Origin of the sequence: Oligella sp. HMSC05A10, from assembly GCF_001808335.1 — a bacterium.
Lineage (GTDB): Bacteria > Pseudomonadota > Gammaproteobacteria > Burkholderiales > Burkholderiaceae_B > Oligella > Oligella urethralis.
Window position 1 is genome coordinate 1 of record NZ_KV792853.1, and the last position, 26,933, is coordinate 26,933.

The window sequence follows — 26,933 nt, forward strand, 5'->3', positions numbered from 1 at the left end:
GCGGGACACGCCCGGTTCGCCTGTGAAGTGAGCGGTGCAGTCATGCCGCCAGCAGCAGGAACCCACCGAAGCGATTCAGGTGCGGCTCAATGCCGCAGCTGAGCGCCGTAGGAATCTCCGGCCTTCAGACCGGGGAGGATGTCAAAAACTGCGCTAGTACCTTAGCACTACGCTGCAGTGACTCAAGCCGTGCATCAATATCAAAAATTCGGGCATGCACCATCAACTCATCCGTCGGCACATCATTTAAAAACTGCTCTAATTGCGCTGCGACCGTCGCCTCCGAGCCCACAAAAGAATAGCGCAAATGTGAATCCACGGCATGACGCTCAGACACATTTAAGGACGCCTCATAGCCCTCGATCGGTGCCTGCAACTTCTGACTGTGATTACGGAATAAAGCCAAAACACTTTGTTGATGCGAACTAAACCAATACTTCGCCTCTTCATCCGTCTCGGCCACCACCATATTTACCGCAGGCATCGCATACGGTTCCGCTACCGCTTTAGAGGCTTTAAATTGCTGACGATACACCCTGAAGGCATCATGTAACATGGCTGGTGCAAAGTGTGAGGCAAAGGAGTACGGCAAACCTAAATACGCGGCTAATTGTGCCCCATACAAACTGGAGCCTAAGACCCATGGCTGCACTTGTGAATTCTGACCAGGAAAGGCCTGCACCTGCTGCCCCGCCTGCGGTTCCCCGAGGTACATTTGTAATTCTTGAATATCTTGAGGAAATGACTCAGCGGCTGCCCTGAGATCACGGCGCATGGCTCTCGCCGTCGTCTGATCGGTGCCCGGTGCTCGACCCAGACCCAAGTCCACCCGTCCTGGATACAGCGCATCCAAAGTACCATATTGCTCCGCAATCACTAAGGGCGAATGATTTGGCAACATCACCCCACCGGCACCAATGCGAATTGACTGGGTACCTGCCCCGATATAGGCTAAGGCAACCGCTGTCGCCGAACTGGCAATGGCCGGAAAATTATGATGCTCTGCCATCCAAAAACGGTGATAACCGTTGGCCTCAGCGGCTTGCGCCAATTGTAATGACTTGGCTAGAGCCTCACTCGCTCCCTCACCCTCAATAATGGTTGAAAAATCCAGTACCGAATACGCTTGCATAAAAAACTCCCTTACTCATTAGCTCATGCATCATTTTTATGTGGGGCGTATTGCTAGATTATCAATAGATCATATCTCTATCACTCAGCCACCCTATTCAGGCACATAGATCATACGACCGTCATTTAAGCGATAGGTAACACCGGCGCGCAAGCCCTCACCCTCACCGATTTGTTGAGTGGACTCATACTGTTGAATTTCCTCACCCTCTTTGATGGTGATGCGCATACGCTCCTCGCCGGGATTTTCTATCACAATCACCCTATCCTGCTGAAAAGGGCTTAAAGGATTTTGTGCCATCATGATCATCAGCACACCGATAATCACCAAAAAAAGATCAATTAAATTGACCACCGAGAGCATCGGATCGTTATCCTCTTCCGTGATAAATCGCATGCTTTAGGACTCCTGCTTTGCACTTTCGACACGACGCAAATCTTCTAATAACCAGCGACGCCTAAAGCTGAAAATAAAAAAGCTAAGGCTCGCAGCTAGCAGGGCCAAAATCACAGAAGAAAAGGCGACAACCATATTACGCCCAACCGCCGCCGTATCATGCTGACCTAAAGCCAGTAAGGCCGGCCCCATGGGAATCATGGTTGCAATTAAGCCCAACATGGGCGCTGTGCGCGAAATAATACGCAACCAATCCAGCGCTTTGATAATTTTCAATTCCAAATCATCGCTCTGAGAGCTCGCGCCATCACGCACAACAAAGGAACGGAATTGACCGCGTCGACGCTGCCACGCCTCCATTAAAAAAGCCCCAAAAGCAAATAGTGAATACAGCAAAGCCACCACGATTAATATCATCACCGGCACTAAAAAGAGTCGGGAGAAAGCATATAAAAAGCCTTCAAACTGTTGCATAACTTCCATTTAAACACTCATCATTTATGGCTAAGGACGTTGTTGACGATATTGCCAAAAACCACCCAAAGCGATCCATAACATTAAAAACAACACGTAATACGCCGGGCGAGGGTCGATAGCTTGCACCCTCACCCTTTCCAATACTTGTCCCTGTACCTGCTCTAATGGCGGTGCCTGCGAAGCGTCAGCTACCTCGTTCTGAGGCGGCTGTGCAGACTCAGTTGCCAGCTCAGCGGCGCTATCTGGACGAGCTCCAGTTAAACCATAACCCGCAGCCATCTCAGCTAAAAACGTCTGACTGACAGCGGCAATATCCGTGATCTCATAGCGCGCATTCAAATCCTGCCAACGCTCGGCCAAAGCCGCTTTGGTACTAGCCGAGGCCTCCCAGTAACCGTGACGAATAGCCTCTGCCATCCGCTCTAACAGTTGCGCCTCGGCATTGGGGTTATGCGCTTCAAACCATTGATTTAAACCGAGCTCATAGCGATCCATCACATAAGTATCAAACATGGCTTGCCATTGATCGTCTCGCACCGTGTTCTGATTCATCACTTGCCAACCAAATAAATTATTGGTGATATTCAACATCGCTAGGGTCCCAGCATAGCCCTCTCCTTGCATCGCTTGAATCCACTGCGGATTCAGATAGCGTGAACGCAATTCCTGCGCTAAAAAATGTTCTAACGAGCTCGTATGAGGTGTCTGCTGACGCAAATCAGACACCAATAACTGCGGCGCAGCCCCATTTATCAACTCAATCGCAGCCGATAAGCCACCCAAAAACTCAAAGCCATGATCGGTGGACAAAACGCCGTGGACATGAGAAGAACGGCTCATAATCGCTGCATCTACGCCTGCTAATTGAGCTGACAACACCGCCTTAGCATTTTCTGCACTAAGCTGACTTAAGCCAGTACCGTTGCGATAAGGATAGGATTGACTTTGCATAAATTGCTGCGCCAACACCTCGGCATCATCCCACTGACTAGACTGCAAGGCCAAATGTGGTACGCCCGTGCCATAATGACCGGCATCATTCGAGAAAATGCGTAAATTTGCCTGCGCCAGTGCCGCTTCTGCTGATAGCGACAGACCCGCTGTCTGCCTCAAATGCGCCGCCACGGCTTGACTATTCGCAGCAATGGGATTCATCGCCGGATCCTCATCTAAGGTCGCCAACTCGGCAATTGCCTGATTTAATAGCGTCATAAAATGATCAAACTGATCACGATAAACACCGGTCACCTGCACCACCACATCAACCCGTGCTCGCCCCAGTTCACTGAGCGGGATAATATCCAAGCGCTCTAGCCGCCCACTCGGTTCCCAGACGGGGCGCAGACCCAAGGCATGTAGTAACTGCGCCTCGGTGACACCTAAATGACGAATCGCCTCCGACGACCACAAACTGAAAGCCAATTTCTTAGGTAATGCGCCCTGATGCGCAGCTTGATACGCCGCTACCAACTGCTTAAAGGCAAGCTCACCCGCCTCATAGCTCTGCTTGGTAGGGATTTTATTTGCCTCAAATGCGTATAGATTACGCCCGCTAATCAGACCAGGTTGACGTATCGGATCACCCCCATTACCCGGCAAGACATAACCACCAGCCAAGGCCCGAATTAAGGCTGCATTTTCTTCATTCTGCTGCAGGGCTTGATTAAAGCTTAATGCATCATCATAAAAACCGCTTAAGGCACTCATTGCCTCAGGTACCTCGGCGCCATTTAGCCAAGCGGCAATTTTAAGATAGGCCGGATGCTGTTGTACTGTCTCCGCATCACTTACTAAGCGCTCCTCTGCAGCTAAACCCAAGGCATCATAAAAAGGCTCACCCAATTGCTGCATCAGGGTCACCATACGCTCATGCTCGCTCGCCGGCTCACCGAAAGTATGTAAACCTAAAGGTATGGCCGCTTCGGCTATCTCATGCAAATAATCATGTAACGCTGCGCTAAAAGCCAAGCTATCTTGCTCTGCCGTCTCACGCGTCCACCCTAAATCCTCTAGGTAGTGATGCTGAGCTGCCAAATCAATCAACTGCGCAAAAGTTTGCTGCTTGACCATGCCCTCATCTAATTGACTTAAGGCATGAATTAAATCGTGCATTGTGCGCAACTGATCGTATAAACCGGCCGGCGCAAAGGCAGGCGTTTGATGACTAATCATCACGGCCCGTCCGCGGCGTTTTGCTTGAATCGCTTCACCGACGTTATCTTGAATGTAGGGATAAAATACCGGCAAATCACCCAAGGCCAACCAAGGATAATCCTCCACCGCCAAGCCTCTGTCCTTACCCGGCAACCATTCCTGTGTACCATGCGTACCCAGATGAATTAAAGCGTGGGCGGCATACTGTTGTTGCAAATAAAGATAAGCTGCCATATAAAGATGATCCGGAATCTGCTGCACATCATGATAATGTGCATTCGGATCACCGGCTCGCGGCATTTGTGGCATCAATACTAGATTTGCTAAGCGTAAACGCGGCAGAACAAAATAGCGCTTACCGTCAACCTCTCGCAGCGCCCAATGGGCTTGAAGATCATGGTGACGCATCATGGCAGTCTGCACCGCTGGTGCTTGGATTTGCAACCATTGCATATAACGTTCGAGTGGCAACAAGGCATAGTGACGATACTCAAGCCGCTCTGCTGTTGGCACTTCCGCGGCAAGTAAGGCGTCCAGCTGCTCAGGCCTATAAATCGCACTCAACAAGGCCTGCAACTCAGTAATCAAAGTCTCTTCACTTAGCGTCTCACCCACCTCATAGGCGGCCGCTTGTAAAGCCTGTTGAATCGACAACACACTCCGCGGCACATTAAGATTAGAAGCACCGAGATTCTTTTCACCGGGTGGGTAGTTCCAAAACAATAACGCCAAACGCTTTTGTGGATTCGGCGTTTTTCTTAAGGCAATTAACTTCCTCAGTTTAGCCATCAAGGCATCCAACTGCTTTGGCATGAGGACATCACGCCCCTGACTACGCCCAGCTAACACAATCGGATCGCTTAAACCCCAGGTCTCGGGTAGCGCCAAAAACGTTGCCGCCACCGAGGCCGAGACCCCGCTACTTGCTTTGGACCACTGACGGATATCTGCCTCTCTAAAGCGCAAACTCTGAATCACCGGAATATCTAAAGCATCAAACTCACTGACTAAATCATGGCTATTTTGCAAGTGTGTCAAATTGACGAGGGCATCTAGCTGCGCCTCCTTAAATAGCGCTTGTAAGGCACCCGCTGGGGCATCATTTGCCAGCCAAAATACGATTGGCTGAATCCCCTTCAACTCCGCCGCAAGCATGATCTCATCAATTATGTCGGTGACTAAATCTGACACCACGCTAGCCGAAATTAAAAAAGCCACACGTCCTTGAGGTACGACCACTGGCGCTTGAAAATGATTGCCAGCCTCTTGTAAATAGGACTGATGCCACGCCAAATAGGCATTTAAATCGCTAAACACCGTTGCTGCGGCAAAGTGATAAAAGCCGCTTTCCGGCAAAGTCTGCACGGTCGGCAAGTCATTGACCTCTAAAGTAGCCAATGCTTGCTGCTGAATCAACTCAAAGAAATGCTGAAAATTCTGCGCCCCACCCTGTGTGTACAAGGCAATCAAGTGCTTTGCCAAGGTCGCATCCATATGCTGCCAATGCGCTGGCCCAGCGCCCATCACTAATTGCTTTTTGTCCTGTACCTCAAAGGCCGCCAAAAAACGCGCTACACTCGCCCTATCACTGGGCCGAGGCACATCCAAAATTAAGCAATCGGCATCCGCAATTAACTCCGCAGCACGGGCTGCAGGCGTATTAATATTGAGCGATTGCAATACCACCTCATGCGCATCAGCAAAGCGCTGCAACACCTCGATTTTCTGCGTCGCCACAAAATCATTATGCACCACTAACAGCCGTGGCTGACTGTGCGCTGTTGTCATCGCCCCCATTAAGCAGACAATGAAACACAAGGCTTGTATAACTCGACACCACATACCGCTTAATACGCCAAATTAAAACCTGCATAAAAACGTCTACCCTCATCCGCCGCCTGATAAAGCTCGGGCTGCTCATTGGCTAAACGTTTATTGCTGATATTTTCTACCCCACCATAGAGTCTGAGCGATTTATTCAGCTCATAACTTATATCCCAGTGGATTAAGGCATAGCTTGGACGTTTAATTGATTGATTAGCGACGGCGCCACTACCTAACTGCGATCCCACATACTCATAACGCAACGTCGTCTCAAGCTGCGCCAATGGGCTCCAAGTTAAAGCCACATTCGCGCGATGACGCGTACGATCCAATAAAGGCTCATTTTTTAGGCGATCGCGCGCACTCAAATAGGTGTAATTCGCACTGACTGCCCAATCCGTACTAACATCCCATTGCGCACTTAATTCCACCCCTTGTAGCCGTGTTTGATTAATGTTTTGGTAATCTAGACAAACAAAGCCACGCTCATTGCACTTAGGTAAACGTACGGTGGTGATAAGATTTTTCACATGATTTTGAAATAAGGTCGCTGCCACCGACCAATCATCTGCACGATACGCAGCCCCTAATTCGTAGGAGGTATTTGTTTCTGCTGCCAAGTCCGGATTACCACGAACAATACCACGCCCTCCCATGGCCGCTCGAGACTCATAAGATGGTGACAATTGTTTTAAGGTTGGCGCTTTAAAAGCCTTACCCACACCGGCTCTGAACGTCCAGTTATCAGTAGGTTTAAATAACAAATAACTGCGTGGGCTAAACTGCCAACCAAAGCGCTGATGCTTATCAAAACGCCCACCAATCACAGCCTCCCACTGCTCGCCTAAACTAATTTCATCCTGTAAATAAACCGCAAAATGACTTTGCTTATCCTTTTGCTCTGCATTGATATTCGGATCTTCCACCTGTTCACGGCGCCATTCCACACCTAAGCTCAGACGCTGGTAGGCTCCCACATCAATTTGCGTTTGCGCATCCCAAACCGTGTCCACAAAGCGGTTTGGTGCGCTTACTTCCTTGGTATCACTCCGCTCCACATCACGCTTTAAACGGCTTTGGTACCAGCGCAACTGCAACGATCCCCAAGCCCAATCACCACGATAAGCCAAGCTATAGCGATGTCGACGAATCAAGCTATCAATCTCATAGGGCGTATTAGCCTTAGTCCGTCCAGCAGATGCTAAGCGCACCCCCGCTAATTCCTCTCGATTGATATCAACCCCTAAATCAATGCGTTGATTCGTATCTGGCGTCCACGTCAATCCCACATGCAAGCTTTTTGCTTGTTGTTCATCGAGCGTACTAAGACGCCGATCCTGCGCATTTAATAAAGCTTGACGACGACGCAATTCACCCCATAGATTGATCCCTAAGGTATTTTCAATCAACGGTCCACCCGCATAAAAACCGCTTTTATATAAATCCCCCTTTAAGCGCTTGGAGCCCAAGCGAAAAAGCTGATTAAAAGAGGCCTGCCATTGTTCAGTGGCTGCCCGCGTTACCACATTCACCACACCGCCCAAAGACTCGGAACCATAAAGCGAGGACATCGGACCACGCACAATTTCAATACGCTCAATCGCTTCGGCAGGGACCCATGTTTGTTCCAAATTCGAGTGCGCAATGCTGCCTGCCGTATGATTAATCCGCTGCCCATCAATTAATATCAAGCTATGCTCTGAATCCATGCCACGAATGGATATACCGCGTCCGCCCCCAGCACCCACATACTCAGAAGCTATACCGACTTGATCGTGAATCATATCGAACAAATCATTATGCGGACGACGTCGCACCACAACACCATCGACCACGGACACACTGGCCATGGCTCGCTCAAGCTCACGTGTGGACGCTGTGGTTGAAACCACCACATTAGGTAATTGCTGAATTTCCTCCAACGCTTGGGCCTGCAACGCAGTGACTGGCACCAATGAATACATGGCAAAGACGATGCCTTTTATCGCTACAGGCTGATAACACGGTTTAAATGGAATCATTTTTAATCTTTTTATACACTCTGAAATATACGATATAACATAACAAACATTATGTAACGATATATCGTATCATTTTATGCTGATGCATTGCAATGGTTGTGAATGATTCCCAACACGAGTTAGAATAAATTATCGCTTGCTAGTTGTGCTAAAAATTTAAGATCAGCCTTAGAAAGGAGGCCTTTATCCCTAGCCTGTTGCAGTAGATCGGGACGACGCTCTGCGGTCAGTTGAAGCGAGCGCTGACGGCGCCATTGCTTGATATTGGCATGATGCCCAGAGAGTAATATCGGCGGCACCGCGGCCCCCTCAAACACCTCCGGCCGAGTGTAATGCTCACAGTCCAAGAGCCCTGACAGCGCCGGATGAAAGGAGTCCTGCAAGGCCGATTGCTGGTCATTCAACACCCCGGGCAGCAAACGGATGGTGGCATCCAACACCGCTAAAGCGGCGATCTCACCCCCCGACAACACAAAGTCACCGAGCGAGATTTCCTCATCCACATAGTGCTCGATAAAGCGCTGATCAATGCCTTCATAACGACCACAGACAAAGGTCATGTGCGGTAATTGCGAGAGCCGCTCTGCCTGCGCCTGATTAAAAGGTACCCCCGCTGGGCTTAGTAAAATCACTGGGCCACTACTTTGCTGATGCTGCTTAATATCATTGAGCGCATCCAGTAAGGGCTGTGCTAGCATCACCATACCCGGGCCACCACCATACGGACGATCATCGACCGTTTTATGGATATCATGCGTGTAGTGCCGAGGGTTCCATGTACTTAAGGACCAAATCCCTTGCTCATGCGCCCTACCCGTCACGCCCTGCGTGCTTAGCAGCTCGAACATCTGCGGGAATAGGCTAATGACATTAACTTGCATTAGAAATCCAAGGGCCAATCAACCTCAAGCCAGTTATTTTCGAGGTCAACCTCTAGTACATGGGCATCTACAAAAGGCACCAGACTTTGCTGCGGCTGCCCCTTGGCATTTAAGAGCGGTTGCGGCTCGCTATCGGGCTCGCCACTATCGATATAACGATCGATATGCAGCACGGCATGCACCCCATTATCCGATAGCTCACGTACACGACCTAGGAGTACATAGTCCTCGTCAGCCACGGCTAACTCACGCACCGCCGCCTCATCAACGGTATAAACCCAGCAACCCACCAGATCGACCCAGTAGAACTCATCCTCAGCCTGTACCGGAAAGTCCGCTCGGGAAACCGAAATCACCATCCCTTTGAGCTCTTCTGCTACATCACGATCGCTAATATCACAAAAGGCGGCAATTAAATGGTCCGCATGCCAGCGGCACTGACTCACCTCAAACAGCTGATGCGCTGCCGGTGCCACGCTAGCGGCCGTCATGCCAGGCGCTAAACGACGCTGTAACCACCAACGATCGACCTGCGGCAAAATGGACTCGGTAGAGTACGGCTTGATCTTGACCATACCACGCACCCCGAAGGCGCCGGTAATGTGACCTAATGCGACCAGATCATCTGGTACTATGGAAGGACTTTGCTGCTGTGAGTGAGCTTTTTTCATAGAATTGTGCTTTTTTATAGGCATAAAAACAAGATTGACCGTCAAATAGTTGACGGTCAATCAAATCCACTAGGATCATCGCCTTTATGCTAATGAGTCAAAAGAGCTACTCCGCCTCGGTCAATCCCGGGCGCATAACGATAAACTCAATTAAGCAGCTTGCTGCTGAGCGTACTCTTTAGCTAAACGAGCAACGGTAGGAGATAACTGAGCGCCCTGACCCTTCCAGTACTCTAAACGATCCAAGGCAATACGTAAGGCCTCAGTGCCCTCAGGAGCTACTGGGTTATAAAAACCGATGCGCTCAATAAAGCGACCATCACGACGGTCACTACGGTTAGCTGCAACAATTGTATAAAATGGACGTTTTTTAGAGCCACCACGGGCTAAACGAATAACCACCATAGGTGTACTATCCTCATTAATTGGTAAATTGATATAAATATTGACAAAAATTAGCTAGATAGTATAACAACTTATTAGCCCTGACCGCAACAAAGCTTCACAACTAGGGGAAAAAGTGTCGCCTTTTCCCCTATGAAGCAGCGCTTATCCTACAAAAAAGTAAATAAATAACGACACCGCTGCCACGCATAGTACGTTAAGCACCATCCCGGTGCGGATCATTTCTCGCTGATGAATTAAACCACTACCAAACACAATCGCATTAGGCGGCGTTGCAACTGGCAGCATAAAGGCGCAAGAGGCACCAATACCGATCACCAACACCAAGACCTCTGGCGGCATATTCATCTGCGTTGCCACACCAGCAAACACCGGCACTAGTAGCGCAGCCGAGGCCGTGTTACTTGTGAACTCTGTCAAGACAATAATGAAGGTACAAATCACAAAGATAACTAGCAGCGGATGAGCACCGCCAAAGGTATCCGCCACCAACTGACCAAGCACCTGGGAAGCACCGGATTGCTGCATGACCTGACTGAGGGTAATACCACCACCAAATAGCAATAACACGCCCCAGTCAGTATTATCCGCCACGTCCTTCCAGCTAGCACAACCTAAGACGACCACCATCACGGCCGCAAAGATCGCAATCAATGAGTCAGTACTGCTAGTACCTAATAGGGCCGTGATATTGCTACTGAAAATCCAGCAAAGCGCAATAAACACAAACAAGACCAAGGTCACCAAGCGGATCGGGGTCCACTCAATATCCTCTTTAATCGCTAAGCTACCAGTCTCACCCTTAAAATTAGGACGGAAAACTAACCATAAAACATAAATCATCAATGGTAATAAAATGATCACCATTGGCAAGCCGATTTTCATCCAAGCAGCGAAATCCATACCCAGCTCACGTGCAGCAATGGCATTTGGCGGCGAGCCAACTAGGGTACCTAAACCACCGATACTGGCACTATACGCCACACCCAATAAGACAAACACGTAGCTGTTACGGTTAGTATTGCGATCCAAATTGCTCATCACGCCCAAGGCTAAAGGCAACATCATGGCAGCCGTTGCGGTATTACTAATCCACATAGACATAAAGGCTGTCACCGCAAAGATCATCAAGGATGCGAGCAGTAAATTACCGCGTGATAAAGACAGCAAATAATAGGCAATTTTGCGATCTAATTGCTGTATGTGCAAGGCAGTGGCTAAGGCAAAACCACCAAAGAAAATAAAGATCACGGGATCGGCAAAATTACTTAAAGCTGATTTAGTCGTGATCCCCTCAAAACCCAAGACCACCGCAATAATTGGCACCATCAAGGCCGTCACGGTAATGTGCACCGCTTCGGTAAACCATAAAATTGCGATAAACAAAAGCACCGCTAGGCCTTTGTTAACATCATTTTCAAAAGGCAAGAATAAATACAACAAATAAGCCAACACAAAGGCAAGCACAGCAACGGCCATCCCCTTGATACTGCCGCGAGGCATCAGACGTGTTAGCTGTTGATTCGATTGAGGCTCCGTCATACATACGCTCCATAAAGATAGAAAAATCGATACTAGCTGTACTCACATCAGATTGAATAGCAGGCACTAGCGACGCTGAATATAATGCTCGGTCGTCGCACCGGAATCGCGCTGAGCCAGTAATTGGTTTTTAGATTGCGCACAAAAAGCCTGAAAATCCCCCATCGCCTTAGGATCGGTGGTAAGCACCTTAAGCACTTGCCCACTCTCCATCGTAGACAAGGCCTTTTTAGCTTTTAAAATAGGTAGTGGACAAAGTAAGTTTTGCGCCTCAACCACCTGATCAAAATGAACCTCAGTCATATCACATCGCTCCGCAGCAGAAATTAACATATACAACAAATCATAACGACACTGCCCCGACACAATCCATCGGGGCAGTACTAAGTAGGCTAAATCAATTACAACATCAGTAAGATGGCCATATCAAGCAATGGCGCTTAAGCCAAAGCAAAGGACCGTTTAACTTAATTTATCCTGTAGCCAAGGCATTACCGCATCCATGGCCGCCGGTAAAGCAGCCACATCGCTACCGCCACCCATCGCCATATCGGGGCGACCGCCCCCCTTACCGCCGATATTGGAGCACACCAAGGACACTAATTCACCCGCCTTAATCCGCTCCGTGAGATCAGCAGTCACGCCCGCAGCAACGGATACCTTATCCGCCGAGGGTGCCGCTAAGACAATGACGGCAGACTTTAACTTATCCTTGAGCTGATCGATCATGCCACGTAAATCCTTGGCCTCAACTCCCTCAAGCGACTTGATGAGTACCTTAATACCGGCGACCTCAAGCGCTTCGGCGCTGAGATCGGCACTGGTCGCCGCAGCCAGCTTGGCCTTTAATTGGCTTAGCTCTTTTTCCAAGCTGCGTAGCTGCTCTTGGGTGGCTGTCACACGCTCAAGTAAATCAGCCGGATTGGCTTTAAGCACTGCTGCTGCTTGATGCAATTGCTGCGTGAGTGACTCCACCCAAGCAAGTGCATTGGTACCTGTGATCGCCTCTACCCGTCGAATCCCGGCAGCGATACCGCCTTCGGAAACAATTTTAAAAAGACCAATATCACCGGTGCGGGCAACGTGCGTACCACCGCAAAGCTCACGTGAGGTACCAATATCCAATACTCGCACCTCATCCTCGTACTTCTCGCCAAATAACGCCATTGCACCACCAGCAACCGCCTCATCAAAACTCATCAATGCGGCTTGTACTGGCGTATTAGCAAGAATTTCTTGATTCACAATGGCCTCAACTGCAGCAATCTGCTCGTCCGTCATCGGTGCATCATGTGAAAAGTCGAAACGGGTCTTATCGGCATCCACCAATGAACCTTTTTGCTGCACATGCTCACCTAAGACTTCACGTAGAGCCTTGTGCATAATATGAGTGACCGAGTGGTTACGTACCGTATTTTGACGCTGCTCAAGATCAATCCGAGCACTCAGCTGATCACCCAGCTTAATCGTGCCTAAACTCACAACCCCGTAATGACCAAAGACATGCGGCAGAATCTTTTGCGTATCCTCTACCTTAAAGCTGCTGCCGTAGCCGCTCAACACACCGGCATCACCGACCTGACCACCAGACTCGGCATAAAACGGCGTCTGATCCAACACCACCACGCCCTCTTGCCCCTCGGCCAACTGCTCCACCTGAGTACCCTCAAAATAGAGCGCTAACACCGTGGCCTCGGTCTCTGACTTCTCATAGCCCTCAAAGCGCGTATCCTCGCCCTCGTAGCTTAGCTGCTGCTTAACCTTAAACTTACCGCTGGCACGTGCCATCTCGCGCTGCTTCGTCATGGCAGCCTCAAAGCCTGCCTCATCCACCTCAATGCCATGCTCACGGCATACATCTGCAGTCAAATCAAAAGGGAAGCCGTAGGTATCATACAAGGTAAACGCCACCTGGCCATCAAGCCGATCGCCCTGCTTTAGCTCGGCAAGGGCACGCCCTAGGATATCCATGCCGTTAGACAGGGTTTGTAAGAAGCGCTGCTCCTCTTGCAACAGGACTTTTGTAATGCGCTCACTTTGCTCGTTCAAGGCCGGATACGCCTCACCCATCTCAAGCGCTAAATCAGCCACTAGCCGATGGAAAAACGGCGTCGTCTGACCTAAACGATAACCATGACGCAAGGCACGACGAATAATACGGCGTAACACATAGCCACGACCCTCATTACCCGGCACGATACCATCCACAATCATAAAACTGCAAGCACGAATATGGTCAGCAATGACCTTAAGCGAGCTGTTACTCAAATCATCGGTCGCCGTCTCGCGCGCAGCCGCTTTAATTAACTGTTGGAACAGATCAATCTCATAATTAGAATGCACATGCTGTAATACTGCAGCAATACGCTCTAAGCCCATCCCTGTATCCACACAAGGATTAGGCAGTGGGTGCAGCACACCGTCCTCATCGCGGTTAAACTGCATAAAGACTAAATTCCAAATCTCGATATAGCGATCACCCTCCTCCTCAGGTGAACCTGGAGGGCCTCCCCAGACCTCGGGGCCGTGATCATAGAAGATTTCGGAACATGGTCCACAGGGACCCGTATCTGCCATTTGCCAAAAGTTATCCGAGGCGTAGCGAGCGCCCTTATTATCACCGATACGGATAATGCGCTCTGCAGGCACACCGATTTGCTTTGCCCAAATATCGTAGGCCTCGTCATCCTCCGCATACACGGTCACCCAAAGCTTTTCTGCGGGTAAATGATAAACCTCGGTCAACAACTCCCAGGCATAGCTAATTGCCTTTTCCTTAAAATAATCACCGAAACTGAAATTACCCAGCATCTCAAAAAAGGTGTGATGGCGTGCGGTGTAGCCGACATTTTCTAAGTCGTTATGCTTACCGCCGGCGCGCAAACAGCGCTGCGACGAAGTCGCACGCACATAAGGCCGCTTATCGTGCCCTGTAAACACATCTTTAAACTGTACCATGCCAGAGTTTGTAAATAACAACGTCGGGTCATTCGACGGCACTAAAGAGGAAGAAGGGACGATCGTATGCGCTTTGGATTCAAAGAAGTTCAAAAACTTACTACGTATTTCAGATGCTTTCATGGGCAAAGGCTATAGAAATAAAATGATTAAGATTAACCCTTAATTATAACGACTTCTATATACAAGCGGTGTCTTTTCAAGTAATTAGCACCTGAACAATAGCACAATAACACTAACGATCTAGGTTAAAGCTCGCATAGGCCTGCTCACCGGCTAAATTAAACTGCAATATCGGCCAATGATCTTTGATCACTAAATAGGGTAATTGACGATGATAGCTCAGCACCTGTCGCCGCCCCGCATGGTCAATACCAACAATCACCGGCAACTCACGCTCCGCCGGCCACTGCACCCATAGCTCATCTGAAGCACTGAAAACCTGCTGCGGTGAGGCGTAGGCAGCACCACTGATATGCCAATCAAAGCTGTAATCATGCACTTGCCGCGTCGAGTACTCCCAGCCGTGATACTGACGCTTGCGCTGTAGCCAATCGGGCTGCGTACTGCAAGCGCTTAAAAGTAGCAGTAAGAAAAGAAGAGAAAGCGATTTGATCATAAGTACCACCTTGAGGTTGAGATGGTACTTATTGTGAAGTAGGAATCAGACCGTGACCATACCCGCGACTACTTACATCAGCCGCAGCGCCACCCTACTCGTCATCGGCCAATTGAGTTTGGGCAATTAAGCGGCGGTTAAAACGGTTTCTAAATAAATGGCGATACACAAAACCGGGATATGCCAACACAATATATAAGCACAGCGCAATCGCATAAAACTGCCATTGTTGGCTATGCGCATTAGCATAATAGCCCTCAATCACAAAGCCAATCGCCCCCACAAAGAAATAAAAGGCCAACAGCTCAAAAATACGCACAGCAAAGCTTTTAACCGGCACCTGTCGACTAACGGTTAATAAGGGCAAAGCAAATAATAGCAAGCTGCCGCCAAAGGCGATTAATTGATAGCTATGCGCTGCGCTATTGGCCATGAGATAGGCCGCAACAATAATTAATATCCACTGCAAAAAGGCACGCACAGCAATCAGCCACGCAGGTGTAGCGCTTGACTCGCCCTGTTGGCGCCAAGGCACAAAGACAAAGGATTTTTCAGTAAAAAAAGGCAATAATGCGCTAAACGCGGCAATTGCGATAATCAACCAAAAGGACGACTCTGGAAACATAAAACAATCAGGTCCATATAAAAAATGACACGACGGCCAAAAGGCTAGCAGACTATTTTAACTGAAGTCTTAACAACAAAGCTCCAACAAAGCAAGCCTTTAGAGTTTATATCGCCAGATAAAGTTCAATGCGCCACGCATAAACCCCGAAAAGTATCGGAAATAATGACTCGCCGCATAAATTAAGGCTATAGTGGACCTTACATTATTCCTTTTAGTAGACAGGAGATCGTCATGATTAAATCACGTGCCGCCGTTGCTTTTGCCCCGGGTCAACCACTAAAAATCGTCGAAATTGATGTGGCCCCGCCCAAAAAGGGCGAGGTATTAATTCGTTGTACGCATACCGGTGTTTGCCATACCGATGCATTTACCCTCTCGGGCGATGACCCTGAAGGCGTGTTCCCAGCGGTGCTAGGCCACGAAGGCGCTGGTATTGTGGTTGAGGTGGGCGAAGGGGTGACAAGTGTCAAACCGGGCGACCACGTGATCCCGCTTTATACTGCCGAATGTGGTGAATGTGAATTCTGTACCTCCGGTAAAACCAACCTCTGTGTTGCTGTGCGTGAGACCCAGGGCAAGGGCGTCATGCCTGATGGCACCACCCGCTTCTCTTATCAAGGTGAGCCCATCTATCACTATATGGGCTGCTCAACCTTTAGTGAATACACGGTGGTGGCCGAGGTTTCTCTCGCTAAAATCAACCCAGATGCTAATCCAGAACATGTATGCCTACTAGGTTGTGGTATCACCACGGGTATCGGTGCCGTACACAATACTGCCAAGGTACAAGAGGGCGACTCAGTGGTCGTGTTCGGCCTGGGGGCCATTGGTTTAGCGGTGGTACAAGGTGCACGTCAAGCCAAAGCAGGTCGCATTATTGCTATCGATCTGAATTCAGACAAATTTGAACTGGCCAAACAATTTGGGGCAACTGATTGTATCAACCCTAAGGATCACGATAAACCCATCAAAGACGTTTTACTAGACATCAGCAAATGGGGCTTTGACCACACCTTTGAGTGTATCGGCAATGTCAATGTGATGCGCGACGCACTCGAAACAGCCCATCGAGGCTGGGGACAATCCGTGATCATCGGTGTCGCTGGCGCTGGTCAAGAAATTTCCACGCGCCCGTTCCAGCTGGTAACCGGTCGCACGTGGAAAGGCACTGCTTTTGGTGGGGTTAAGGGTCGCAGTGAATTGCCCGGCATGGTAGAAGATGCGATGAAGGGTGATATTGAATTAGCCCCTTTTGTCACACATACCATGCCACTCGATCAAATTAACGAGGCTTTTGACTTAATGCATGCAGGCAAGTCAATCCGCTCGGTGATTGTTTACTAATTTGGAGGCTTTATGAAACAAAAAGAACAGCACTTGGTTTTTGGTGGCTCGCAAGAGGTTTGGGAGCATCAGTCCGAGCTTTTGTCTTGTCCAATGAACTTTGCGATTTACATCCCACCACAAGCCAAAGATAAAAAACTTCCTGTGCTTTATTGGCTCTCAGGTCTTACCTGCAATGAGCAGAACTTTATCACAAAAGCTGGTTTTCAGCGCTATGCAGCCGAACAGGGACTGATTGTCGTCTGCCCGGACACTAGCCCTCGCGGTGAGGATGTGGCTGATGATGAGGGCTATGATTTAGGTCAAGGTGCTGGCTTTTACCTTAATGCCACCGAAGCGCCTTGGGCAAAGCACTACCGCATGTACGATTATATTGTCGAAGAATTGCCGGCCTTGATCCGTGAGCATTTCCCCGTGAGTGATAAGCAATCTATTTGCGGTCATTCAATGGGTGGTCATGGCGCATTAGTACTGGCACTTAAAAATCCCGAGTTTTATACTAGCGTATCTGCCTTTGCGCCGATTGTCTCACCCATGCAAGTGCCTTGGGGTCACAAAGCCCTTGGCGCCTATTTAGGTGATGACAAGACGGCCTGGCAACAATACGATGCGGTCAAACTCATTGAACATGGCGCTCGTGTACGCAGCTTATTAGTGGACCAGGGGCTGGCGGATACTTTCTACGAGGAGCAATTGCGCACACCGCTGCTAGAAAAAGCCTGCGCGGATGCTGGGATCGCTGCGGATATTCGCTATCACGAAGGCTATGACCATAGCTACTACTTTATTGCTAGCTTTATCGTAGAGCATATTGCTTATCACGCTGACAAACTACGCTCAGACTAAAGCGTCGACAGTATAAACAACCGGGCCTTATTCAAACTGACTAAGGCCCTGATTTTATTCACCACTAAGACAATTCAATCCACTGTCGATCCCGATCTAAAATCCATACCGAGACCTTTGAAATCTGCTTTAAGGTGTTCTTAATCGACTCTATTGGCATTATCGAAAAGGCCGTTGCCAAAGCATCTGCTTGAGTTGCGGTTGGAGCAATTACTGTAACACTTAAATAGCGCTCATCGGATTGTGAAGTTGCGGGATCAAAGATATGATTAATACTTTTTTCATAGCTTAGATAAGTGCCTCTAGAAGATGAGGTTGCCATTGCTTGATTACCGAGTTCAAGCGTTTTTAAAATCTGACTAGCATCAAGCGGATCAGCTATCCCCAAGGACCAAGGTGCTTTGCCCAACGGTAATAAACCACGAATTTCACCCATATTGATTAGGGCATGGTCTACTCCTCGTTGTTGCATTAGATCCGTGACTCTATCGGTAATAAAACCCTGAGCAATGCCATTGAGAGTAATACGCTGTCCCGGTTTTGCTAAGCGAATACGATTAGGCGTTAATTGAATACCGTCCCAACCTAGTAAGTGCCGCACTTCTGTCATTCTTGCCTTTAACTCCTCCGGACTGGCCTGAGGATTCTCAATAAGATAATCTCTATAAGTTTCCCAAAGTATCTGAACAGTTGGGTCGAACACTCCGTGAGTTAATCTGACATGCTCATCAGCTAAAGACATTAGCCAATAAAAATCATGAGAAAATCCAGAGACTTCACCCTCATTATTTAAGTGGCTAATAACACTATCATCTCGGTATAAACTAAACAAACGCTCTTGACGCTGAACCTCTTTTAATATGGCCTGAAGCAGGTGACGGGCCTCGTGCTTATCCTCGTGGTAGATTTTTAACTGTGCATCAGCGCCTAGCGCAATCCCACGCCACTCTAACAATTCCACCTCATTGGAATTAGCAAGTGACACCAGTGGCCATTGTGATAGCGCTACTGTGCTACAAAACAAAGCAAGAATTTGTCGTCGCTTGGTCTTAAAAGGTTGCTTCATCATTTTTCACCAATTAGTGATTATGGTGCGCATCATGGGCAGAATGCTCTGCTTTAGAACCATGATTATCATGAGCACCTTGTGTGCCATGTCCTGCATGCGATTGTGGAGGTTGCTGGAACACAAAAGACTTTGGCATTTCATCAAAGGTCACCACACGTCCACCATGAGTGCTGGAATATTCTTCGGCCTTTGCGCGCTCTTTAAACGGTAAAGCATCTGAGCTACCCATCCCCCCGACAAAAGAACTTTCAATCACATAAAAAGCGGTTTTTGCGTCTAGCCATTTTTTGTTTACGCTGTGGTCAGTCCAATCTTCTACATCTGTAGCGTCATTAACGTACATAGCGCTAATATTTTTAGCCTCTTCTGGCAATAGACGGAAAGCAAAGAGCTGATTTACCTCGGTAAACCAAATCGGATCCGCCTGATCTGTCAAGAATAAATGTGCTTTAGGACCATCGTGCTCAGACAAAAACATATGACAAAAATGCCCTGTTGAGTCATCACTGATTTGTGCAGCAAGAGGTACTTCTACAGACTCTGAACTTGGTTTACAAGCAGTCAGGCTAAAACATAATAATAAAGAAGCTCCAATCACTTTAAATGTCATTTTCATCAAAAATTTCTCCGATATGTTATAACTGCTTACGATTAAATACTGCTACAGCAAGAATAAAGGGCACCATTACCCATAAACTTAAGGCGACATACAAAACACTGACTCGCAAATTCATTTGATCACTCAACCCCGCCATTCCTGCAAAAACAGAAATATTTTCAGAGTCCACTAAATTCAGTAAACGGTAAATATCAGCTGGATTAAAGAGTAATATATAGTTCAGCGTATCAGCGGTAATCGTTTGCTGCGTATCGGCCACCAAAATACCGATCAGTGCGATATCAAAAATCACCACCATAAAGAGCCATACAAAAAGTGCTAAACCGGCAGCAGTGGCTCGCTCTTTAACCAGCGTACTCAGCAAATAGCCAAGACTTAAAAAACTCGCCCCCAAAAAAATACTTAAAGTAATCATTTTGGAGAAATCTATCCACGCCTCAGTGCTAGAACCGTAAATAAAATGCAATACGAGTCCGGCAATCCCATAACCCACGACGGTAGCAATCGCTAAAATAGCCACATGCCCAATAAACTTTCCAGCTAACACGTGCCAACGCGCAACTGGATAACTTAGCAACAAAGACATCGTGCCACGCTCAACCTCACCAACAATGGCGTCATAACTAAGCAATAAGGCAATCAGTGGAATTAAAAATATCGATAGACTGGACAAACTCACCAACGTCACGGTTAAAGGATCAACCTTGACCGTACCAGTCGGAGCTGTACCCAATAAACCAAGCACCAAAGCAAACACCACTAACAATAAAGTGGTTGCCAATACCCAGCGATTTCTTAAACCGTCACGGATTTCTTTTAGACTGATAGACAGGATTTGCCTCATACATCCTCTCTTCTTAAATAATGAGCATAGATTTCATCTAAACTCGGCGCATATGTATTCACATCCAAAACGTGGGGATTTTGTACTAGCGTACTGAGCAATGACATTTTTTCATTTTGTTCACAATTGAATCGATAAATATTGGCATCAATTCTCTGCCACTCGTGCCCCGTATCCGGTGGATTGTCTGTGACGGTTTTTATCTGAATACGATAGCTCAATCCACTGTCACTGCGTAAACTATCTAAACTACCATCAGCGACCTTAAGTCCTTGATTCATCACCACTACTCTATCAACATTACCTTCAAGCTCAGTCAAAGCGTGAGTGCATAATAAAATCGTTGCACCACGTTCACGAAGCTCACGAATGATGTCGTAAAATTGTTGTCGTGATGCCGGATCTAAACCTGTAGTCGGTTCATCAAATAATAAAATTTTAGGATCACCTAAAAGCGCCTGAGCCAAAGCCAAACGCTGTTTCATACCTTTAGAGTAAGTATTAACTCGTTGCTTAGCGGCATTAGCGATCCCGACTTTTGCCAATAACTCAGGATAAGACCTATCCTTGATTTGTTTTAGTTCAGCATAAAAATCTAGTGTTTCCCTGCCAGTCAAATTCGGGTACAAAGACACGACTTCGGGTAAGTAACCTATATCAAAGCGTAGCTTGACTGATTGACGAGCGGAAGCTTGGCGTCCGAGTAAGCGCACCTCCCCCTTGCTCGGACTAATTAGCCCCAGGATCAACTTCATTACCGTACTTTTACCGGCTCCGTTATGTCCAGCCAAAGCAACGCACTCACCCTCGTGTAAAACCATATCCAGAGAATGAATAACTGTCCGTTTACCGTAAGTCATTTCGACCTGTTCAAGACAAACCAACTCATTTGCGCTCATCCAACAACTCCTGTAGTTTTTCATAAGTCTGGGTTTGCGGCATCCGCATAATCGGTGAGCTATCCATCAGACCACCTGGTAATAAAGCGGGAAACTGTGATTGCGCCCAACGCACGACAGCGACAGCCGGACTATTTAATAGAATGCGGCTGCTGGGTGCCCGCCAAATGACTTGATCAATAATGTCATTAGGTCGATAGGCTGTATCCGAAATCCCATCGCCATCCAAATCAAAACCACTATGATCGCTCCAGTAGTTACCCCTGCCCTCATAAGCCCAGTCCTCATAACGAGTACCTACATACTTGACCTGAGTCTGGTTGTAAACAAAGGCATTATTAAAAATGACATTACCTTGAGCAGCGCCCGTATAATGAACACCAATCTCACATTGTTCAAAATAATTATCTGTGATTTTATTGATATTGGCGTTATAGAAATAAACGCATTTCTCGGCTTTATGAACTGCATTAGCTATTACCGTAGAGTGATTGGCGTAGTTCATCATCACACCCTGATCTCTACTATTAATTGATATATTGCGCAATACTTGGATGCGATCTGAAAACATAATCGCATAACCAATATCATTATCTAAAGATATATTGTCCGACACCTCACTGTCATTGGTGTACATATAATGCACCCCATAACGTAAATTTCTAAAGGTATTACCGGAAAAGACATTTTCCCTACTCGTGTTAGAGAAAATGCCATCACGACCATTGAGAATGTCATTTTTTAAAACTTGACTGCCAGGAGAGTTCCAGACCGTCACCCCATTACCACGTTCTGACATACGTAATTTATTATTGCCGACGATATAATTTTCCCGGACCACCACATTATGCGGCCCCCAAAGATAAACGCCGACCAAATTGTCCAACACGCGATTTTTTTCAATTAAAGCTCGGTGCGCTGTTTTATCCAGGAAAATGCCGGCATCCATCTGCGATAAACTCTGACCAGAATTCATGACCGTTAAAGAACGTACCGTCACGTCTTCACTTTTAATCCAGAGAGTACGTCCTTCACGAGCTCCCTTAAGCACCGCGCTATGATCATCGGGGCCAATGAGTTTGAGATTGTTAACATCAACAACAAACTGCCCTTCATATTGACCTGACTCAAGCTGAATCGTATCACCTGACTGTGCAGCGTTCAGGACGGCTTGTAAATCATCACCTTCCTGAACAACATGCACATCACTGTGGGCTGCTGAGTGCAGCATCAACGCACCAAACAACCCACTAGATGCTAGACTTATAAGACGTTGCCATCTAAATAAAGTCATAGACACTCAATTACACCTTTTTAGGGTGAACCAACATCTGACCAGACATCTCCATATGTAATGCATGGCAGAACCACTGGCAGTAGTACCACTGTACGCCAGGACGTGAAGCTTTAAAAGTTACTGAAGCAGTTTGACCCGGAGAAACCTCCATCGCAATACCATGACCTTCTAACGTAAAGCCGTGAGTCAAGTCTTCAATTACTTCCACGTTACTGACATACACAGTGACTTCATCACCTTGATTTACTTCAAACTGGCTTAAACCAAACTGAGGTGCAGTCGCCGTCATATAAACACGCACTTTATCACCATCTCTAATGACTGTGTTAGCTGTATCTAAATCAACACCATCGGCCTTGGCTTGTTGTCTTGCAGTTTCCCATTGCGGGTCATCGCGATCCCAGATATTTTTCGGATTAACGACGGAACGATGTACTAAAAGCATATCGTGCGGTTCAGCAAAACTTGGTACGTCAGCGACTAATTTCATCTCATCACCCGAAATATCAATTAACTGATCGTTTTCAGGCTTTAATGGACCAACGTTAAGAAATCGGTCTTTAGAGAATTTATTCAGAGAAACTAACCACTTACCATCAGCATCTTTCGTCTCACCCATGGTTGAGTGATTATGACCTGGCTGGTAGTGAACATCAAGTTTCTGAATAATTGGGTCAACATCTTCACCCTCGTACTGACGTCTCGCTAAATCGATATTCCATTTCACTAATTGGCTATCAATAAAGAGTGTAGTGTAAGCATTACCACGACCATCGAAGGCAGTGTGTAGAGGACCTAAACCTAACTGAGGCTCAGCCACCACACAATCACGCGGTTCGATCTTGTCATCAAACAAATCATCCAATCTGCGCACGTCAATTAAAGTGACAGTTGGGGAGACCTTACCATTAAGAGCAATGTGAATACCATCAGGAGCAGCGTTACAACCGTGCGGAGAGTTAGGGATCGGAATATAACGAGTGTATGGCGAACCATGACGTCCATCAACCATCTTCACGCCGTTTAGTTCCTCATAATCACCTTTTTCAATCGCTTCTTCAATACGCTTAATATTAAAGACCACTACCCAGTCTTGCTCATTAGCAGAAGAACCTGCTAAATTAAGTGCTTGCTCAGAGTTATAACAAGTAGCAAAGGAGTATTTACCTTGGTAATCCGCATCACCGTTATCAAGGTTACCGTCAACCTTGACCTGCCATGCAATTTCCATGGTTTCACCGTCAACCGCAGTATAGACAGCAAAGAAATTCTCTTTTGGATTATCCATCACAGTACCATCATTAGGCAGCGGGATAATATGTTCACCATTACAAAATACGTAACCAGTCTTAGGATAACGCTGTGGACGTAAACCGTGAACTGCTGCAACGTTAGGTAACTCAACAATCTTGTCGGTTTTCATTACATCACAGCGAATACGAGCAATACGGTTATTGGCCTTATCATTAATGTAAACATAACGACCGTCATAGGTTTGATCAGTGAAGGACATATGCGGGTGATGCGCGTCACCGTTAGGCAAGCAACGTAAGTTCTGATCTTCCAAGAACTGGCGAGTTTGTGGCGTAATATTCCCATTAAGTATCTCTAGGCTCTCATTGGTACGCCCCCAACCGGTAGCACTACACATATTAAAAACCGGGATACGCATAAGCTCACGCATAGAAGGTAAGCCTAGAATACGGATTTCACCAGACTGACCACCTGAGTTAAAGGCGTAGTACTCGTCCAATTCACCAGGACCTACATGATTATCCAAACCACCTTCAGCACCTTTAGCTTGAGCATGGGCGTTCTTAGCGCCAAAGACTTTAGGCAATCCGACGCCACCCGCAAAACCGGCAGCACCGGTAGCTGCTGCCGCACCTAAAAAGCGACGGCGCTTCATTTCAAGAATTGGCTTCTTGTCTGCATTATCTTTCATAGTAAACCTCATGGATTATTGTGCTTTTTCAAGCACGATGACTCAGAATAAATAGAACACCAAACTATCTACCCTCTTTCTGCTTCTTGGGCTTTGCTTCAAAAGCAGTGGCATTAGGCATAAAGCGTAATACCTCTTCTGTAAACACCGGCTCCGGACTCGCTTTCGCACCAGGTGATGGACGACGACGACGTTTAGCCGAACGTTGAATTAATTCAGGACATTTTTTCTCATGTAAATACAACATCTGACAATGTAAGCACTGGATACACTCATTAGGTTCAATAGGACCTTCCGGTGTAATCGCATCAACCGGACACTCCACCGCACAACGCTGACATGGGTCACCACACATTTTGTAACGGCGTAACCAGTCAAAAATTCGTAACCTAGCAGGAATCGCTAAGCCGGCACCAAGGGCACATAAATAGCGGCAATAAAAGCGTTCAATAAATAGACCTGCAACAAGTAATAACACTGCAAAAGTAACAAACGGCCAACTGCGCAAGAACTTCAAGATAATTGCCGTCTTAAATGGTTCAACCTCTGCCAACTTCTCGGCAAATGCCAAGTCATATAAAGAGAAGCCGAATAAAGCAATAAAGATGACGTACTTAATTGCAGCTGCCCGATGGTGAATGGCATAAGGCACCTTGATCTGTTTAATGCCCAGCTTTTTAGCTACTTTATTAAGTAATTCCTGTAAGGAGCCAAAGGGACATAACCAGCCGCAGAATGCACCACGGTTCCAGAAGATCATAGAGATCGCTGTGGCACACCAGAGAATAAAGACAACGGGATCCATCAGGAAGTATTCCCAATTAAACTCTGTCCGCAGTGAGGTAGTAAAGGTTAAGACGTTGACTACTGATAATTGTGCATTGGCGTACCAGCCGATATAAAACAGACTAAATAGTAAGAAAGCAGTGCGGAAGTAATTGTATAGCTTCTCGTGACGCGCCAAGGCATGCTGGAAGAAGAATACAAAGCCAAGCAATATCAGTGCAATAACAACCACGATAATCTGTGGCAATTTAGTTTTCCAAATAATCTGCCATAACGGCACGTCGTCCGCAAACATTTGCGCATGATCAGTGACTTGGTGGTCAACAGGTCCAGCCGTTTCGGCTTGAGAAGGCGTCGCTACAGCTGCAGCGATGTCTGTCACCACCGGTGCAGAAGGATCATCCATGGTATAAATTTCTGGCAAATGATAATTTAGCTCGACTGGAATGAAAATTTTCTCATGCACGGTGATTTCACGCTGAACTAACAACTGCAGACGCCAAGGTTCAACCGGATTAAAGAAATCATAATCCTCAGATACAAAAAATAAACCAACCTCTTTAAAGCGAGGCGACCCCTCAGCCATCACATCATAAAGTCGCTTATGTTCCAAGTCGGTAAAACGGAAACTATGTTCGCCCTGAATAATATCGAAACGATCAAAAATGCCACCGCGCACATAACCAGAGCCTTTAAAAGAATAAATGCCATTACCGGCAATCAGAATCGCCTGCTGTCCCTCCTTTAGGCGAGACTGCATATAGTTAAACTCAGCCTCTCCTAAAAGACTACGACCAATGGATGGCACAGACACCACTGCCGCATACAAATCAATAAACTCAGCGTCAGGGTCCCCACCTACTTCTTTACGCCCAGCCCCGGGACGACCAGAGTCTATGAAGCGTTGATTAATCTCACCAACGTTGATGTTTAGATTAGCAACAGCGCCCTCTTCTAATAAAACATCCCAAGACTTTATCTCCAACAGGTCTTGATTAATTACTTTAGGTGTCGCCTTAGTGTCAGTCTCAGCTCTTGCTACGGTATCGGCAACGGGAGAGACCGCATCTGGTGACATACCAATTTGATACGCTTGCCCCATAATTCTGGATGAACGCAAAATACTGTCACCAATAACCATCAATGTCACCGTAGCACCACTAATCATATCGACTGGTGGCGGCGCGCCGACCGGTAATGGGTTTTTAATTAAGTTCATACCAATGTAGCCGTTAATGAAATCGACCATCTTGGTTTCAGGAATACCAATTAAAACAATTGGTTCGTGGTGTTCAACTAATTTAGCACCGACAATCTTACCCTCATTATCCAATGCCACTAAGGTATCAATAGGCTTACTAGAATAACCACGCGTGTTCACAATATCCGTGGTCAGAAATACATAGCCCACAGCCTCCCGGCCTTTAAATACCTGAGCATAGGGCGGATCACCCTGAACGGCACCATAACCATCAGCGTCAGGAAACACCTCAGAAGCTTGAACCGTAGCGAGAAACTCACCCAAGCGCGAGTTAGCCACAGCAGCTGAGCTAAAGAACATACAGCAAACAATGAG

22 protein-coding genes are annotated in these 26,933 nt (G+C 47.3%); 2 read left to right on the forward strand and 20 right to left on the reverse strand.

Annotated features, from left to right (window positions below):
- Positions 1 to 124: 124 nt before the first annotated feature.
- From HMPREF3144_RS01300 to HMPREF3144_RS01360, 13 genes are all read right to left on the reverse strand, one after another.
- Positions 125 to 1,132, reverse strand: a complete 1,008-nt coding sequence (locus HMPREF3144_RS01300) for an LLM class flavin-dependent oxidoreductase (RefSeq protein WP_070475860.1) — start codon at positions 1,130 to 1,132, stop codon at positions 125 to 127.
- Positions 1,133 to 1,225: 93 nt separating this feature from the next.
- Entirely contained in the window at positions 1,226 to 1,528 is a 303-nt protein-coding gene (locus tag HMPREF3144_RS01305) for a DUF2149 domain-containing protein (protein WP_048767303.1), read from the reverse strand.
- Between the two features lie 3 nt (positions 1,529 to 1,531).
- Positions 1,532 to 2,011, reverse strand: coding sequence for a MotA/TolQ/ExbB proton channel family protein (locus HMPREF3144_RS01310; protein WP_115117227.1), 480 nt, complete (start codon positions 2,009 to 2,011; stop codon positions 1,532 to 1,534).
- A gap of 21 nt (positions 2,012 to 2,032) precedes the next feature.
- Complete coding sequence (gene cobN / locus HMPREF3144_RS01315; RefSeq protein WP_083290349.1) at positions 2,033 to 6,001, reverse strand: cobaltochelatase subunit CobN; 3,969 nt, start codon at positions 5,999 to 6,001, stop codon at positions 2,033 to 2,035.
- Positions 6,002 to 6,006: 5 nt separating this feature from the next.
- The gene (locus HMPREF3144_RS01320; RefSeq protein WP_070475867.1) at positions 6,007 to 8,004 is read right to left on the reverse strand and encodes a TonB-dependent receptor domain-containing protein; all 1,998 of its coding nucleotides are present in this window, start codon (positions 8,002 to 8,004) and stop codon (positions 6,007 to 6,009) included.
- A 119-nt stretch (positions 8,005 to 8,123) separates the two neighbouring features.
- Positions 8,124 to 8,885, reverse strand: coding sequence for a tRNA (guanosine(37)-N1)-methyltransferase TrmD (trmD, locus tag HMPREF3144_RS01325; protein ID WP_070475870.1), 762 nt, complete (start codon positions 8,883 to 8,885; stop codon positions 8,124 to 8,126).
- On the reverse strand, positions 8,885 to 9,556 hold the full coding sequence (gene rimM / locus HMPREF3144_RS01330) for a ribosome maturation factor RimM (protein ID WP_070475873.1): 672 nt from the start codon (positions 9,554 to 9,556) through the stop codon (positions 8,885 to 8,887). Before rimM ends, trmD begins: the two co-directional genes overlap by 1 nt.
- Positions 9,557 to 9,706: 150 nt before the next feature.
- Positions 9,707 to 9,961 (reverse strand): 30S ribosomal protein S16, encoded by a 255-nt coding sequence (gene rpsP / locus HMPREF3144_RS01335; RefSeq protein WP_018027193.1) that lies wholly within the window; start codon positions 9,959 to 9,961, stop codon positions 9,707 to 9,709.
- A 144-nt stretch (positions 9,962 to 10,105) separates the two neighbouring features.
- Positions 10,106 to 11,503, reverse strand: coding sequence for an SLC13 family permease (locus HMPREF3144_RS01340; protein ID WP_070475876.1), 1,398 nt, complete (start codon positions 11,501 to 11,503; stop codon positions 10,106 to 10,108).
- Positions 11,504 to 11,569: 66 nt separating this feature from the next.
- The gene (locus HMPREF3144_RS01345) at positions 11,570 to 11,806 is read right to left on the reverse strand and encodes a sulfurtransferase TusA family protein (RefSeq protein WP_070470149.1); all 237 of its coding nucleotides are present in this window, start codon (positions 11,804 to 11,806) and stop codon (positions 11,570 to 11,572) included.
- 159 nt (positions 11,807 to 11,965) lie between these two features.
- Positions 11,966 to 14,584 carry an alanine--tRNA ligase gene (gene alaS, locus HMPREF3144_RS01350; RefSeq protein WP_070475878.1) on the reverse strand — a complete coding sequence of 873 codons (2,619 nt, stop codon included), beginning with the start codon at positions 14,582 to 14,584 and terminating at the stop codon, positions 11,966 to 11,968.
- Positions 14,585 to 14,696: 112 nt separating this feature from the next.
- The gene (locus HMPREF3144_RS01355; RefSeq protein WP_070475881.1) at positions 14,697 to 15,080 is read right to left on the reverse strand and encodes a TrbG/VirB9 family P-type conjugative transfer protein; all 384 of its coding nucleotides are present in this window, start codon (positions 15,078 to 15,080) and stop codon (positions 14,697 to 14,699) included.
- A gap of 94 nt (positions 15,081 to 15,174) precedes the next feature.
- A complete protein-coding gene (locus HMPREF3144_RS01360; protein WP_018027199.1) occupies positions 15,175 to 15,705 on the reverse strand; it encodes a DUF2818 family protein in 531 nt (176 codons plus the stop codon).
- Positions 15,706 to 15,942: 237 nt separating this feature from the next.
- On the opposite strand from HMPREF3144_RS01360, the gene HMPREF3144_RS01365 reads away from it, so the two are divergent.
- Both HMPREF3144_RS01365 and fghA read left to right on the forward strand, forming a co-directional pair.
- Complete coding sequence (locus HMPREF3144_RS01365; RefSeq protein ID WP_102705430.1) at positions 15,943 to 17,052, forward strand: S-(hydroxymethyl)glutathione dehydrogenase/class III alcohol dehydrogenase; 1,110 nt, start codon at positions 15,943 to 15,945, stop codon at positions 17,050 to 17,052.
- A 12-nt stretch (positions 17,053 to 17,064) separates the two neighbouring features.
- On the forward strand, positions 17,065 to 17,898 hold the full coding sequence (gene fghA, locus HMPREF3144_RS01370) for an S-formylglutathione hydrolase (protein ID WP_070475887.1): 834 nt from the start codon (positions 17,065 to 17,067) through the stop codon (positions 17,896 to 17,898).
- Between the two features lie 64 nt (positions 17,899 to 17,962).
- Here the strand turns inward: fghA and HMPREF3144_RS01375 are convergent, their stop codons facing one another.
- From HMPREF3144_RS01375 to HMPREF3144_RS01405, 7 genes are all read right to left on the reverse strand, one after another.
- Positions 17,963 to 18,967, reverse strand: coding sequence for an FAD:protein FMN transferase (locus HMPREF3144_RS01375; protein ID WP_231552504.1), 1,005 nt, complete (start codon positions 18,965 to 18,967; stop codon positions 17,963 to 17,965).
- Positions 18,968 to 18,977: 10 nt separating this feature from the next.
- Positions 18,978 to 19,583, reverse strand: a complete 606-nt coding sequence (locus HMPREF3144_RS01380; protein WP_036559624.1) for a nitrous oxide reductase accessory protein NosL — start codon at positions 19,581 to 19,583, stop codon at positions 18,978 to 18,980.
- Positions 19,584 to 19,602: 19 nt separating this feature from the next.
- Positions 19,603 to 20,430, reverse strand: coding sequence for an ABC transporter permease (locus tag HMPREF3144_RS01385; protein WP_018027204.1), 828 nt, complete (start codon positions 20,428 to 20,430; stop codon positions 19,603 to 19,605).
- Positions 20,427 to 21,329 carry an ABC transporter ATP-binding protein gene (locus HMPREF3144_RS01390; RefSeq protein ID WP_018027205.1) on the reverse strand — a complete coding sequence of 301 codons (903 nt, stop codon included), beginning with the start codon at positions 21,327 to 21,329 and terminating at the stop codon, positions 20,427 to 20,429. The genes HMPREF3144_RS01385 and HMPREF3144_RS01390 overlap by 4 nt, the downstream gene beginning before the upstream one ends.
- Positions 21,316 to 22,560 carry a nitrous oxide reductase family maturation protein NosD gene (locus HMPREF3144_RS01395; protein ID WP_018027206.1) on the reverse strand — a complete coding sequence of 415 codons (1,245 nt, stop codon included), beginning with the start codon at positions 22,558 to 22,560 and terminating at the stop codon, positions 21,316 to 21,318. The genes HMPREF3144_RS01390 and HMPREF3144_RS01395 overlap by 14 nt, the downstream gene beginning before the upstream one ends.
- Before the next feature lie 73 nt (positions 22,561 to 22,633).
- The gene (nosZ, locus tag HMPREF3144_RS01400; RefSeq protein WP_026156938.1) at positions 22,634 to 24,571 is read right to left on the reverse strand and encodes a TAT-dependent nitrous-oxide reductase; all 1,938 of its coding nucleotides are present in this window, start codon (positions 24,569 to 24,571) and stop codon (positions 22,634 to 22,636) included.
- A 64-nt stretch (positions 24,572 to 24,635) separates the two neighbouring features.
- A complete protein-coding gene (locus HMPREF3144_RS01405) occupies positions 24,636 to 26,918 on the reverse strand; it encodes a NosR/NirI family protein (RefSeq protein WP_083290351.1) in 2,283 nt (760 codons plus the stop codon).
- Positions 26,919 to 26,933: the final 15 nt, after the last annotated feature.